The sequence below is a fragment of the Cupriavidus sp. GW823-FHT07A04 genome, assembly GCF_058794615.1.
In genome coordinates this window covers 294459-307748 of sequence record NZ_JBXAHA010000009.1, presented here as the reverse complement: position 1 = coordinate 307748, position 13290 = coordinate 294459, and the positions used below count along the sequence as shown (strand labels likewise).

Here is a 13290-nt window from a genome sequence, read left to right as displayed (position 1 = left end):
CGCGAGGGTGCCGCTTACTTCTGCGGCGTCCCAGCGGTATCGCCACCGGTTTCGACCAGGATCATCGGACCTTCAGGCAGCGGCGGCAGGGGCTTGCGCTCCCGCACGACGCGCGGTGCCGGCGGGATGCTGGCAGCCGCTTCCTGCGCAGCGCGCAGCTTGCTGGTGTCGGTGTTGACCCACTCGAGGCCAGCCGAGGCCAGCATCGGCTGCAGGCTTTCGACCGCCACCGGGGCTACCCGGGCTACCGTTGCCACCGGGGCAGCGACCGGCACTTCAACGGCAGGCGCCACAACAACAGCAGGGGCTTGCACGACTGCTTCAGCCACAACCGGAGCCGGTGCCGGCTGGTAGGCGGCCGGGCTTGCTGCGATCGTCTCAACCACCGTTTCAGCCACCGGCTCGGCAACTGTTTCGATGATCGGCGCAGCGACTGGCGCAGCGACCGGCGCCGAGATCGGCGCGGCCTGCACGAACACCGGCTCCGCCGGCAGTGCCACGGGCTGTTGCGTCACTACGGCAGCTTCGGCGGGCTGGTAAGCCGGAGCGCTCGGCGCGGCTTCGGCAACCGGCACGGCGGCTTCGATCGCAGGCGCTTGGGCGACCACAGCCGGGGCGGCGGCCTGGGTGCTTTCGCGCACTTCCGCCGTGTACTCGCCTTCAGCGCTTTCCGCGCCTTCGGTTGCCTGGGCGCCGTCGTCGCGTTCGCGGCGATAGCGGTTGCGGCCACGGCGATTGCGGCGGCGGCGTTCTTCGCCTTCACCGTTCTCGGTGCCTTCCGTGCCTTCCGGCAGGTCGGTGCGTGCGTTGTCGGCGTCATCGTGCGAGGCAACCGCTGCGGCTACGGCCGGCGCTGCCACGACAGCTGCGGCGGTCGCGGCTACGGCTTCGGCAGCCAGGCCTTCGGTGGCTTCGCCTTCGCGCGGCGCGTCGCCTCGTTCACGCTGGCGGTCGCGCTGGCGCTCGCGGCGTTCCTGGTTGCGGTCGCGGCGGCCTTCGCCACGGCCTTCCGTACGCTCGGCCGGTGCGCCTTCGGGCTGGCGGGCCGGCTGGACTTCCAGTGCGGCCTGGCGCGGGGCCCGGCTGTTGCGCTCGCCGCGTTGTTCGCCACGTTCGCCGCGCGCTTCGACGCGCTCGCCACGCTCCGCGCGCTGTTCGCCGCGGTCCGCGCGTTCGGTGCGCTCGCCACGTTCCTGGGGTGCGCGCTCGCCGCGCTGGCCACGGCCCTGGCGGTCACCACGTTCGCCTCCCCGCTCACCACGCTCGCCACCGCGTTCGCCGCGCTGGCCACGGCCTTCACCGCGTTCGCCACGTTGGCCGCGTTCGCGACGGTTCTCAGCGCTGCGTTGCTCCGCGTCAACCGGCTTGGCCGGCTCGACGGCGGGCGCTGCGGGCTTGGCGCCGAACAGGTTCTTCAGCCAGCCGATAAAACCACCGCCGACCACCGGCTGGGTAGCCGGCACCGGACGTGCGGCTGCCGCCGCGGCTTCCGGGCGCGGGGCGCGCTCTGCGCGCGGCACGGAGACGGGCGCCGGCTGTTCCGGGGTGATGCCCTTGACGGCAGCTTCCTGGCGCGGCTTGGCATCTTCCTTCTTGCGGCTGCTGTAGCTGGTGTCGGCTTCCAGTTCCTTGGCGGCAGCCTCGGCCATCTTGTAGCTGGCCATGCTGTCTTCCAGGCGCGGGTCGTCGTGACGCAGGCGCTCCAGCTTGTAGTGCGGGGTCTCCAGGTGCTTGTTGGGGATCAGCAGCACGTTGACCTTGAAGCGCATCTCGATCAGGTTGATGTCCTGGCGCTTCTCGTTGAGCAGGAACGCGGCCACTTCCACCGGCACCTGGCAGTGGATGGCGGCGGTGTTTTCCTTCATCCCTTCTTCCTGGATGATGCGCAGGACCTGCAGGGCGGAGGATTCGGTATCCCGGATATGGCCGGTGCCGTTGCAGCGCGGGCAAGTGATGTGCGAGCCTTCCGACAGCGACGGGCGCAGGCGCTGGCGCGACAGCTCCATCAGGCCGAAACGGCTGATCTTGCCCATCTGCACACGGGCACGGTCATGGCGCAGTGCATCCTTCAGGCGCGTTTCCACGTCCTTCTGGGCCTTGCTGGCTTCCATGTCGATGAAGTCGATCACGATCAGGCCGCCCAGGTCGCGCAGGCGCAGCTGGCGGGCGATTTCGTCGGCGGCTTCGAGGTTGGTGCGCAGCGCGGTTTCCTCGATGTCGGCGCCCTTGGTGGCGCGGGCCGAGTTCACGTCCACCGAGACCAGGGCTTCGGTGTGGTCGATCACGATGGCGCCGCCCGAGGGCAACATCACCATGCGCGAGTACGCCGACTCGATCTGGTGCTCGATCTGGAAGCGCGAGAAGAGGGGGACGTCGTCCCGGTACTTCTTCACGCGGTTCATGTTGTCGGGCATGACCACGCTCATGAAGGCGCGGGCCTGCTCGTAGATTTCGTCGGTGTCGATCAGGATCTCGCCGATATCCGGCTGGAAATAATCGCGGATGGCGCGAATCACCAGGCTGGACTCGAGATAGATCAGTAGCGGGGCCTTGTTGTCGCCGGCGGCGCCGTCGATGGCCTTCCACAGCTGCAGCAGGTAGTTCAGGTCCCACTGGAGCTCTTCGGCCGAGCGGCCGATGCCCGCGGTGCGGGCGATGATGCTCATGCCCTCGGGCACGGCCAGCTGGCCCATGGTCTCGCGCAGTTCCTGGCGATCCTCGCCCTCGATGCGGCGCGATACGCCGCCGCCGCGCGGGTTGTTGGGCATCAGCACCAGGTAACGGCCGGCCAGCGAGATAAAGGTGGTCAGCGCCGCGCCCTTGTTGCCGCGCTCTTCCTTTTCTACCTGGACGATCAGTTCCTGGCCTTCATGCAACGCGTCCTGGATGCGCGCGTTGCGCACGTCCACGCCTTCCTTGAAAAAGGCGCGTGCGACTTCCTTGAAGGGCAGGAAACCGTGGCGTTCTTCGCCGTAGTTGACGAAGCAGGCTTCCAGCGAGGGCTCGATCCGGGTGATGACACCCTTGTAGATGTTGCCCTTGCGCTGTTCGCGCCCGGCGGCTTCGATGTCGATGTCGATCAGCTTCTGACCATCGACGATGGCGACGCGCAGTTCCTCTTGCTGCGTCGCGTTGAAAAGCATGCGTTTCATCGCATTACCTCACTCAATGCCGCGGATTGCACCGGCATGCGGTGCCCGCGGCGTTCGTTCCGTGGAGCACGCGAGGGAGCGAGTGAGGGCGCGAGAATTGCCGAAAGCGCCGTCGCGCAAATGAGCGCGGCCGGCTGGGCACGGGTGAAAGAGAGGTAACGACGTCGAAAGCGCCGTCCGCATGGTCGGAGAGAACGCCGGTGTGCTGCTTTGCGCAGCGACCCAGCGGGTTTCCGGCTGGCATGGCGGCGGTGCGGGCGCAAAGAGGCGCCATCGCACCGCGGCCGGCCGCGGAAGGGCTAGACGCGTCAAAGAGCAAGTTTGTCGTCACGGCAATGCTGCTTCGCTTCCTGACATCTCCTGGCGGGCGCACCTACTGCTTCTTGGAGTTCTGCGACCGGGCGCCGGTATAACCAGTCAGGCGGCGTTGGAAGCATGCCGGCGGCACCGTTTCCCGGTGCGGGCGGGACTTCTCTCACCAGAGTGGATGCCGGGTGGGCATCCACTATCAAATTCTGTTCTACCTGAACACTACTCCCACGTGACCGCCGTCAGCGCCGAAGTTGCCTTTGGGCGACTTCCTGCGCGGGCGATACCGTGCGTGCTGCGTTTTTGCTGCCATTTACCAGCCCCGGGCTCGCGTGGTACGCAAAGAAGCGGGAGGCTGGCAGGGTTGGCGGCAACCCGAAGTGTAAAATACGACGAATCGCCTACACCTGACTTGCGCTGCCGGTCTTTGGCCGGAACAGCGAGGAAATTATATTGAAAATGAATGAGTTACGCCATCAAATTGAAAAAGAGGTGCGGCCCGCCGCGGCCGGGCCCCAGGTGGCGTACGTAACGATTGGCGACGAAGCCGATGGCCAGCGTATCGACAACTTCCTCCTGAAGCTCTCGAAAGGGGTGCCCAAGAGCCATGTCTACCGCATTCTGAGGTCGGGTGAAGTGCGTGTGAACAAGGGGCGGGTCGACGCCACCTATCGCCTGCAGTTGGGCGATGTGGTACGGATTCCGCCTATGCGTGTGGCGGCTTCGGCACCCGATGCCGGCAAATTCGTGCCGCCGGCCAGCTTTCCGGTGGTCTTCGAGGATGAATACCTGCTGGTGATCAACAAGCCTGCCGGCGTGGCCGTGCATGGCGGCTCTGGCGTGGCATTCGGCGTGATCGAGCAATTGCGGCGCGCCCGCCCGCAGGCCAGGTTCCTGGAGCTTGTGCACCGTCTCGACCGCGAGACCTCCGGCCTGCTGGTGCTTGCGAAGAAGCGTACGGCGCTGGTGAACCTGCATGAGCAGATGCGCGGCAGTGCGCTGGACAAGCGCTACTTCGCCTGTGTGGCGGGGCATTTCGAGAATGCCCGGCAGCACGTGAAATTCCCCCTATATAAGTACACCACCCCGGAAGGCGAGCGCCGCGTGCGGGTGCAGGAAGATGGCATTGCCTCGCATACCGTGTTCAACCGGCTCGAGGTCATGCCCGGCTACACCTTGCTCGAGGCCGAGTTGAAGACAGGGCGGACCCACCAGATCCGGGTCCATCTGGCGCATTCGGGCTTCCCGATCCTGGGCGACGAAAAATACGGCGATTACGCCCTCAACAAGGCGCTGGCCCGCAGCGGCGCCAATCCTGGGCTCAAGCGCATGTTCCTGCACGCGCACAGCCTGACATTTACGCATCCGATAAGTGGAGAAATCACCACTGTAGTTGCACCCATGCCGCCGGAGTGCGAAGCGTTCCTGCAGCAAGCCCGTAACCTGCGCGCCGCCGACTAAGGCGCTAACAAGGATATTCATGGCCAGGCAACGCTTCGACCTGATCGTGTTCGACTGGGATGGAACCCTGATGGATTCCACCCCGACCATCGCCAAATGCATCCAGCTGGCCAGCCGCGACCTCGGCTTGCCGGTGCCCGACGACAGCGCCGCCAGTCACGTGATCGGGCTGGGACTCAAGGACGCGCTGTCGTACGCCGTGCCCACGCTCGATCCCGCCGACTATCCCCGGCTGGCCGAGCGCTACCGTTTCCACTTCCTGACCCGCGACGCCGAACTGGTGCTGTTCGACGGGGTGCGCGAGATGCTGGAAGCCCTGCGCGCCGAGCACTATTTCCTCGGCGTGGCGACGGGCAAGACCCGCGTCGGCCTGCAGCGCGCCCTGGAAGCAACCGACCTCGTGCGCCTGTTCGACGGCACGCGTTGCGCCGACGAGACCTTTTCCAAGCCCCACCCGGCCATGCTGCAAGAGCTGACCCGCGAACTGGGGCAGGACATGGAGCGCACGGTGATGATCGGCGATACCACCCATGACCTGCAGATGGCGGCCAATGCCGGCGCGGCGGGCATCGGCGTAGGCTACGGCGCGCATCCCGCGGACGCCCTGCGCGCGATGGCGCCTCTGCATTGCGCGACGTCCATCGCCGACCTGAAAGACTGGCTGCTGGCGCATGCTTGACGCAACGGGCCAGGGGATGAGGGGCGCGCGTCACCTGTGTGCGGCCGAGGACCTGGCTGACGGCGGCGCCGGGGTGCGTTTTGTGGTCGAAGTGGGTGGGCGCGCCGTGAGCGCGTTTGTCGTGCGCTTCGAGGGGGCTGTCCACGGCTACCTGAACCAGTGCGCGCATGTGCCGATGGAGCTCGATTGGCAGGAGGGACAGTTTTTCGAGTCCTCGGGCCTATACTTGATGTGCGCGACACATGGCGCGGTTTATGCGCCGGACAGCGGCTTGTGCGTGGGCGGCCCCTGCCGGGGCGCTTCATTGTCCAAGCTGCGCGTCGAAGAGCGCGACGGCAATGTGTACTGGCTGCCTGAAAGTCCATACGAAGCACCCGCGGGCTAGCGGGCAGCCGGCAGGCCCGGCGCCCCGGCCCGCCTATCTATTCATAATCAAGAGCCAACTGCATGACTGAACAGCAAAAACCGCCGCAGGACGAACCCGGCAAGGCGCAGGAACCGGTGGCTTCGGCCAGCGCCGGGGCGCCCGGGGCGGGGGATGACCGGCTGGAAACCGCCTCGCAGGCCGATTACCCGCTGGAGCAAGAGCTGCGCGCCGGAGATGCTGCTTCGCAGAGAGAAGCCGGCCAGCGCCAGGCGCGCATGGCCGGTCGTGACGTCGGCCCCGTCCCCACGGGGGCAGGCTGGGAGCGGGATGTGCTGGAAAGGGTGCTGATGGCGACGCTGCGCGAGCAGCGCGCGGCACGCCGCTGGCGCATTTTCTTCCGCTTCGCCGGGCTCGCTCTGCTAGTGCTGATTTTCTTTGCCGTTTTCGACTTCAAGGGCGACGGCACCATTGCCACGAGCGGTCGCCATACGGCGATGGTGTCGCTCGACGGCGAGATCGCTGCGGGGACGCCGGCCAGCGCCGAATCGATCAACGCAGCCCTGCAAGCCGCATTTGCCGATACCAATGCCGCCGGGATCATCCTCAAGATCAACTCGCCGGGTGGCTCGCCGGTACAGGCCGGCATGATCAACGACGAGATCCGGCGCCTGCGGACGCTTTATCCCGCCAAGCCGTTCTACGTGGTGGTGGAGGAGATCTGCGCCTCGGGCGGCTATTACGTGGCGGCGGCGGCCGACAAGATCTATGTCGACAAGGCTAGCATCGTCGGCTCGATCGGCGTGTTGATGGACGGCTTTGGCTTCACCGGGCTCATGGACAAGCTGGGCGTCGAGCGCCGGCTTTATACCTCTGGCGCCAACAAGGGCATGCTCGACCCATTCTCGCCGCAGGTGCCTAGGCAGAAGCAATATGCCGAAACCATGCTCAAGCAGATCCACCAGCAGTTCATCGACGTGGTCAAGGAAGGCCGAGGCGATCGCCTGAAGGACGATCCGGACCTGTTCTCCGGCTTGTTCTGGTCCGGCGAGCGCAGCGTTGAGCTGGGCTTGGCCGACGGCCTGGGTAACGCGGACTACGTGGCGCGGGATCTCTTCAAGGCAGAGGACATCGTCGACTACACCGTCAAGGAGAATATTGCGGAGCGGGTAGCCAAGCGTTTCGGCGCGGCGATGGGCACGGCGGCGATGAAGACCATGCTGTTCGGCACGCGCGTGCAGGCCATGCATTAAGCCAGCCGAGCTGGGCACGGAGTAAAAAATGGGGCGAAAACGCCCCATTTTTCGTTTGCTTCTTCGTTGGCCGACCGTCGCTCAGGCTGCCAGCAAGGAGAAAATGGCCGGGCGCTTGTTCAGTGCCAGCCGCTCCGGGCGCCAATCGGAGATGGGCAGCGTGACGATCGTCTCGCTTGGCAAGGTCAGGTCTACCGCGATCGACAGCAGGCTGGTGCCTGCGCAATGCTGGCGCATCGCTTCCAGCAAGGGGCCATTGCGGTACGGCGTCTCGATCCAGACCTGGGTCTGGCGTGCCTTGCGCGATAGCTGCTCCAGCTCGCGCAGGCGCTTGGCGCGCTCGCCGGCATCCACCGGCAGGTAGCCGTTGAAAGCAAAGCTCTGGCCATTGAGGCCGGACGCCATGACGGCCAGCAGAATCGAGCTCGGGCCCACCAGCGGGCGCACGCGCACGCCCTTGGTGTGAGCCAGGCGCACCAGGTTGGCGCCGGGATCGGCCACCGCCGGCACGCCGGCTTCCGACAGCAGGCCGCCGTCGCGCCCTTCGCGGATCGGTGCCAGCAGTGCGGCCAGTTCGCCTTCGCGCGTATTGACGTTGAGTTCGCGGATCTCGATCTGCTGGATTGGCTTGCCCAGCGGGCAGGTTTCGCTGAGTTTCTTCAGGAAGGCGCGTGCCGTCTTGGCATTTTCCGCCACCAGGTAGTCCAGGCTGGCCGTGATTTGCTGCACGCCAGCCGGAATGACATCCGCGAGCGGGTCGAGCTCGTCGCGTTTGCCCAAGGTGTTGGGGATCAGGTACAGGGTGCCGCTCATGCTTGGGTTCTCATTTGTCTTCTGTGGCTTGGCGTGGGGTGGGCGAAGCCCTTAGTCCTGGAAGAAAGGGTAGCCGGCCTGGCGCAGCATATTGGTCAGCGCGATCAGGGGCAGGCCTACCAGCGCGGTGGGATCGTCGGACTCCATATGCGAGAGTAGGGCGATGCCCAGTCCTTCGGATTTGGCACTGCCCGCGACATCATAAGGGCGCTCGATGCGCAGGTAGGCGTCCAGCTCCTGGTCGGAAAGATCGCGGAAAGTCGCGCGCGTCTGGATATCCGCCAGTTGAGCCTCGCCGTTACGACTGTCAAGCAGGCACAACGCCGAGTGAAAAGTGACGGTACGGCCGCGCATCCACTGCAATTGCGCCAGGGCCTTCTCGTGGGAGCCGGGTTTGCCGATCTGCCTGCCGTCCAGCGTGGCGACCTGGTCGGAGCCGATGACCAGGGTGCCCGGATGCCGCTCGGCAATGGCCTGTGCCTTGGCGTGGGAGAGCCGCAGCGCGGTGGCCTCGGGGCTTTCGCCAGGCTGTGGCGTTTCGTCGATGTCGGGAATCGCCACCTCGAAAGGAATGCGCAGGCGCTCCAGCAATTCGCGGCGATAACGTGAGCTGGAACCCAGGATCAGGGTGGGGCGGGAAGTTTGCGACATAAGTAATTGAGCGAAAAGGGAAAGCGGCGAATGGCCGTCTTCCAAAATTTTGACCGCGGCAGCAGAATCGACGTATAATCTCGCGTTTAGCCAAGCAAGTCCGGCGCAATACCGTGTTTTTTCCGGTGTTGTGTAGCTTCCGAGTCACGTTTCGACGGTGCGTATACAGGTATATGCCAGGTATACGTAAAAAATGCGTCGAAGCCGCGATCCTCCGGGATGCCTCCCGGCATGACGGCACGATAAGACATGACCCAGCCGATTGACCTGCGCGCGCTCGATCTCTTTGCGTTCTGCCGCGGTGGCGACGACGCCACCGGCGAAGTTGCCGCACGCGATTTGCCGCGCATCATAGCCGAGACTGCGGCGCAAGCGCCAGCGTCGGCGACGGACGAGGTGTTCAGCTACGCGCTTTCCGGCTTTGTCGAGGAAGAGGCGAGCGAGCCCGGCAAGCCCGCGGTGGAGCGCCTGTTCGTCGACCTGGCCGTGAATGGCCGGGTCTGGCTGGATTGCCAGCGCTGCCTGCGGGTCTACGAGCAGCCGATCGCCACGGACATGTGTTTCGAGGTGGTCGCCAGCGAGGCGGATGCCGATGCGGCGCCCATGGACGATGACGAGCTCGATGTGATTGTTGGCTCCAAGCGCTTTGACCTGCTGACGCTGATTGAAGATGAAGTGCTGTTGGCTTTGCCGGTGGCGCCCAAGCATGACGTTTGCCCCACGGTGCACGAAAGTCTCGTGACCGGGGTGGACGGACAGGCGGAACCTGAACCAGAGGTTCTGCCGGAAGAAGAAAAACGGCCTTCGCCCTTTGCGGCGCTGGCCGGCCTGAAAACGAAGCACTGAAGCCGGTTCGCCGGCATCTGGCAACGTTCGAAGGCACCAGGATCAGCATCCGGCCGGGCCCGGCTACGCCTCGTGCGGGATGCGTGTGTTACCATTGAAAAATTCTCGAAGGAGTCATCATGGCAGTTCAACAGAACAAGAAGTCGCCCTCCAAGCGCGGCATGCATCGCTCGCACGACCACCTGACCACGGCAGCGCTGGCAGTGGAGCCGACCACGGGCGAAACCCACCTGCGTCACCACGTGAGCCCGAACGGCTACTATCGTGGCCGCAAGGTCATCAAGACCAAGAACGACTGACAGATCGTTCGGCGTGACTTTGCGTCTCGTACGCGCACGTTGTTAGGTCAAAAACAAAAAAGCGGCAAAATCGTTGCCGCTTTTTTGTTGCGCGCTCGCAGCGCAAACCGTAGCGCAGGCTTCCATCGGGCCGATTTGCGCCGCCGGCTCAAGCTGAGTGCATGGCTAGATGCCATGCGCGGCGGCGAGGGCGGCGCCAGATCTCGCCGTGGAGCGCTCCGGGAGTGCCGTCGGGTTGCCACCGGCTGGTCAGGGTCATGCCTGCCCGGCTCGGGAGCCAGGATTTCAAGTCACGCCGACCAGCGCTTCTGCACCAGGAAACAATGACGATCAAACTAGCTATCGACTGCATGGGTGGCGATCACGGTGTCTGCGTGACCGTACCAGCGGCGATCAGTTTTCTCTCAAGCCATAGCGACGCCGAAGTGGTGCTGGTCGGCTTGCGGGACAGCATCGAGCCGCAGCTCAAGAAGCTGCATGCGCTCGACCATCCGCGCGTGCGCATTGTGACCGCGTCCGAAGTCATCACCATGGATGACCCCGTTGAAGTAGCGCTGCGCAGGAAGAAGGATTCCTCGATGCGCGTGGCGGTGACCCAGGTGAAGGAGGGACTGGCTGGCGCGTGCATCTCGGCGGGCAATACCGGCGCCCTGATGGCGGTGTCGCGCTATGTGCTGAAAACGCTCGAAGGCATCGAGCGGCCGGCTATCGCTACCACCATTCCCAACGAGCAGGGCTGGGGTACCACGGTGCTAGACCTCGGTGCCAATGCCGACTGCGAGCCCGAGCACCTGCTGCAGTTCGCGCGCATGGCGGAGGCCATGGTTGCCGTGGTGGATCATAAGGAACGCCCGAGCGTCGGCCTGCTTAACATCGGCGAGGAAGTGATCAAGGGCAACGATGTGGTCAAGCGCGCGGGTGAGCTGCTGCGCGCTTCGGAACTCAACTTCTACGGCAACGTGGAAGGCAACGACATCTTCAAGGGCACCACCGATATCGTGGTGTGCGATGGCTTTGTCGGCAACGTCGCGCTAAAGAGCAGCGAAGGGCTGGCCAAGATGATCGCCAACATGATCAAGGAAGAATTCACGCGTTCGTGGTTTACCAAGCTGCTGGCGGTCCTGGCTTTGCCGGTACTCAAGCGATTGTCCCGGCGCCTGGACCCGGCGCGCTACAACGGCGCGTCCCTGCTCGGCTTGCGCGGGCTGGTTGTCAAAAGTCATGGTTCCGCCGACGCGCACGCTTTTGAGTGGGCTATCAAACGCGGGTATGATGCGGCCAGGAATGGTGTGATCGAACGCACCATTCAGGCCTTCGCCAACAAGTCAGGTAACAGCACTCCGGCTACCGGCCCGCAGTCAGGCGCCGAGGATTCCAGTCCAAGCCCGCACGCCGCCTGAGGTCTTGATGTAGATGCCGCGGGCGACGACCCGTGGCCAGACGATCGATCCGACATTACATGACAAGCTACGCAAAAATCATCGGGACCGGGAGCTATTTGCCTCCGCGGCGCGTCACTAACCAAGATATCGCGGCGCAACTGGCTGAGAAGGGCATCGAGACCAGCGACGAATGGATCTTTTCGCGCAGTGGCATCTCGGCCCGCCATTGGGCCGAGCCGGATGTCACCAGCAGTGACCTCGCCGTCAAGGCGGCGGAGCGCGCGCTGGAGGCTGCCGGCATCGATCGCCAGAGCATCGACCTGATCATCGTTGCCACTTCCACGCCCGATTTCGTCTTCCCCAGCACCGCCTGCCTGGTGCAGCAGAAGCTTGGTATCACCAACAACTGCGCGGCGTTCGACCTGCAAGCGGTGTGCTCCGGCTTTGTCTATGCGCTGGCCACCGCCGAGAAATTCATCCGCAGCGGTTCACACCGCAATGCGCTGGTGATTGGCTCGGAAGTGTTTTCCCGCATCCTGGATTTCAACGACCGCACCACCTGCGTGCTGTTCGGCGACGGTGCCGGCGCAGTCGTGCTGTCGGCCTCCGAGGAGCCCGGCATCCTGTCGTCGGCGATGCACTCCGACGGCAGCCACGTGGATATCCTGTGCGTGCCGGGCAACGTCTCGGGCGGCAATATCACCGGCAACCCCTTCTTGCACATGGATGGCCAGGCGGTGTTCAAGCTGGCGGTCACCGTGCTCGACAAGGTAGCGCGCGAAGCACTCGCGGGCGCGCAGTTCCCGGCGGAAAAGGTCGACTGGCTGATCCCGCACCAGGCCAATATCCGCATCATGCAAAGCACGGCCAGGAAGCTTGGCCTGCCCGCCGAGCGCATGGTGGCTACGGTGCATGAGCACGGCAACACCTCGGCTGCCTCGATCCCGCTGGCGCTCGACGTGGCGGTGCGCGATGGCCGCATCGGCGCAGGGCATCACGTGCTGATGGAAGGCGTGGGTGGCGGCTTCACCTGGGGCGCGGTACTGCTGCGCATGTAATATTCGGGCCGGCGTGGCGGTGTCATGCCGCTGCGCCGACCTGGCGCTATTCATCTTTACGATTCGATTGCGATGAAATTCTCCTTTGTATTCCCAGGGCAAGGCTCGCAGGCAGTTGGCATGCTCAACGCCTTTGCCGGCAATGCGGTAGTTCGTGCCACGCTGGATGAGGCATCCGCCGCGCTTGGGCAGGACCTGGGCCAACTGATCGCCGAAGGCCCGGCCGAGGACCTGAACCTCACCACCAACACGCAACCGGTGATGCTGACCGCCGCGGTGGCCATCTACCGCGCCTGGCTCGACGCCGGCGGTCCGGCTCCGGCCGTGGTGGCGGGGCACAGCCTGGGTGAATATTCCGCGCTGGTGGCAGCCGGAGTGATCCCCTTTGCTGATGCGGTGCCGCTGGTGCGCTTCCGCGCACAAGCCATGCAGGAAGCCGTGCCGGTTGGCGAGGGTGGCATGGCGGCCATCCTGGGGCTGTCCGACGATGACGTGCGCGCCGCTTGCGCCGAAGCGTCGGCGACCGGCGCCGGCGTGGTGGAGGCCGTGAACTTCAACGCTCCGTTGCAGGTGGTGATCGCTGGCAACAAGGGTGCCGTGGAGAAGGCCTGCGAATTGGCCAAGGCACGTGGCGCCAAGCGCGCGCTGCCGCTGCCGGTGTCGGCACCGTTCCACTCGTCGCTGCTCAAGCCCGCATCGGACCGCCTGCGCGAGCGCATGGCCGGCATGGTGTTTTCCGCACCGTCGATTCCGCTGGTGAACAACGTCGATGTGGCCATCGTCAATGACCCGCAAGCCATCAAGGACGCGCTGGTCCGCCAGGCCGCAGCCCCGGTGCGCTGGGTCGAGTGCGTGCAGAAGATCGCTGCCGAAGGCGTGACCCATGTGATTGAGTGCGGCCCCGGCAAGGTGCTGGCCGGCATGACCAAGCGCATCGATGGCAGCCTGGTGGGCGGAGCGATCTTCGACCCGGCCTCGCTGCAGGACACGCTGGCGCTGCTGAAGTAAACAAGGACCAACGCA

Annotated in this window: 12 protein-coding genes; 9 read left to right on the top strand and 3 right to left on the bottom strand. The window is 65.0% G+C overall.

What is annotated here, in order from left to right; all coding sequences use genetic code 11:
- Positions 1-14: 14 nt before the first annotated feature.
- Positions 15-3152 carry an Rne/Rng family ribonuclease gene (locus AC1Q7Q_RS18000; protein ID WP_492374603.1) on the bottom strand — a complete coding sequence of 1046 codons (3138 nt, stop codon included), beginning with the start codon at positions 3150-3152 and terminating at the stop codon, positions 15-17.
- A 768-nt stretch (positions 3153-3920) separates the two neighbouring features.
- On the opposite strand from AC1Q7Q_RS18000, the gene AC1Q7Q_RS17995 reads away from it, so the two are divergent.
- The 4 genes from AC1Q7Q_RS17995 to AC1Q7Q_RS17980 all read left to right on the top strand — a co-directional run bounded on the left by AC1Q7Q_RS17995 (position 3921) and on the right by AC1Q7Q_RS17980 (position 7218).
- Complete coding sequence (locus tag AC1Q7Q_RS17995) at positions 3921-4922, top strand: RluA family pseudouridine synthase (RefSeq protein WP_150983149.1); 1002 nt, start codon at positions 3921-3923, stop codon at positions 4920-4922.
- 19 nt (positions 4923-4941) lie between these two features.
- Positions 4942-5601 (top strand): HAD-IA family hydrolase, encoded by a 660-nt coding sequence (locus AC1Q7Q_RS17990; protein WP_492374602.1) that lies wholly within the window; start codon positions 4942-4944, stop codon positions 5599-5601.
- Positions 5594-5986, top strand: a complete 393-nt coding sequence (locus tag AC1Q7Q_RS17985; protein ID WP_492374601.1) for a Rieske (2Fe-2S) protein — start codon at positions 5594-5596, stop codon at positions 5984-5986. The genes AC1Q7Q_RS17990 and AC1Q7Q_RS17985 overlap by 8 nt, the downstream gene beginning before the upstream one ends.
- A 62-nt stretch (positions 5987-6048) precedes the next feature.
- Positions 6049-7218, top strand: a complete 1170-nt coding sequence (locus AC1Q7Q_RS17980; RefSeq protein ID WP_492374600.1) for a S49 family peptidase — start codon at positions 6049-6051, stop codon at positions 7216-7218.
- A gap of 81 nt (positions 7219-7299) precedes the next feature.
- On the opposite strand, the gene AC1Q7Q_RS17975 is transcribed toward AC1Q7Q_RS17980, so the two are convergent.
- Both AC1Q7Q_RS17975 and AC1Q7Q_RS17970 read right to left on the bottom strand, forming a co-directional pair.
- Positions 7300-8031, bottom strand: a complete 732-nt coding sequence (locus AC1Q7Q_RS17975) for an SAM-dependent methyltransferase (RefSeq protein ID WP_492374599.1) — start codon at positions 8029-8031, stop codon at positions 7300-7302.
- A 51-nt stretch (positions 8032-8082) separates the two neighbouring features.
- Positions 8083-8682: a Maf-like protein gene (locus AC1Q7Q_RS17970; protein WP_492374598.1), complete on the bottom strand. Its 600-nt coding sequence runs from the start codon at positions 8680-8682 to the stop codon at positions 8083-8085.
- A gap of 249 nt (positions 8683-8931) precedes the next feature.
- Here AC1Q7Q_RS17970 and AC1Q7Q_RS17965 point away from each other — a divergent pair, with 249 nt between their 5' ends.
- The 5 genes from AC1Q7Q_RS17965 to fabD all read left to right on the top strand — a co-directional run bounded on the left by AC1Q7Q_RS17965 (position 8932) and on the right by fabD (position 13275).
- On the top strand, positions 8932-9528 hold the full coding sequence (locus AC1Q7Q_RS17965; protein WP_492374597.1) for a DUF177 domain-containing protein: 597 nt from the start codon (positions 8932-8934) through the stop codon (positions 9526-9528).
- Between the two features lie 119 nt (positions 9529-9647).
- The gene (gene rpmF, locus AC1Q7Q_RS17960; RefSeq protein WP_006158597.1) at positions 9648-9827 is read left to right on the top strand and encodes a 50S ribosomal protein L32; all 180 of its coding nucleotides are present in this window, start codon (positions 9648-9650) and stop codon (positions 9825-9827) included.
- A gap of 323 nt (positions 9828-10150) precedes the next feature.
- Complete coding sequence (gene plsX / locus AC1Q7Q_RS17955; RefSeq protein ID WP_492374596.1) at positions 10151-11227, top strand: phosphate acyltransferase PlsX; 1077 nt, start codon at positions 10151-10153, stop codon at positions 11225-11227.
- A gap of 59 nt (positions 11228-11286) precedes the next feature.
- On the top strand, positions 11287-12267 hold the full coding sequence (locus AC1Q7Q_RS17950) for a beta-ketoacyl-ACP synthase III (RefSeq protein WP_150983156.1): 981 nt from the start codon (positions 11287-11289) through the stop codon (positions 12265-12267).
- Between the two features lie 72 nt (positions 12268-12339).
- On the top strand, positions 12340-13275 hold the full coding sequence (gene fabD / locus AC1Q7Q_RS17945; protein ID WP_492374595.1) for an ACP S-malonyltransferase: 936 nt from the start codon (positions 12340-12342) through the stop codon (positions 13273-13275).
- The last annotated feature ends 15 nt before the right edge of the window (positions 13276-13290 follow it).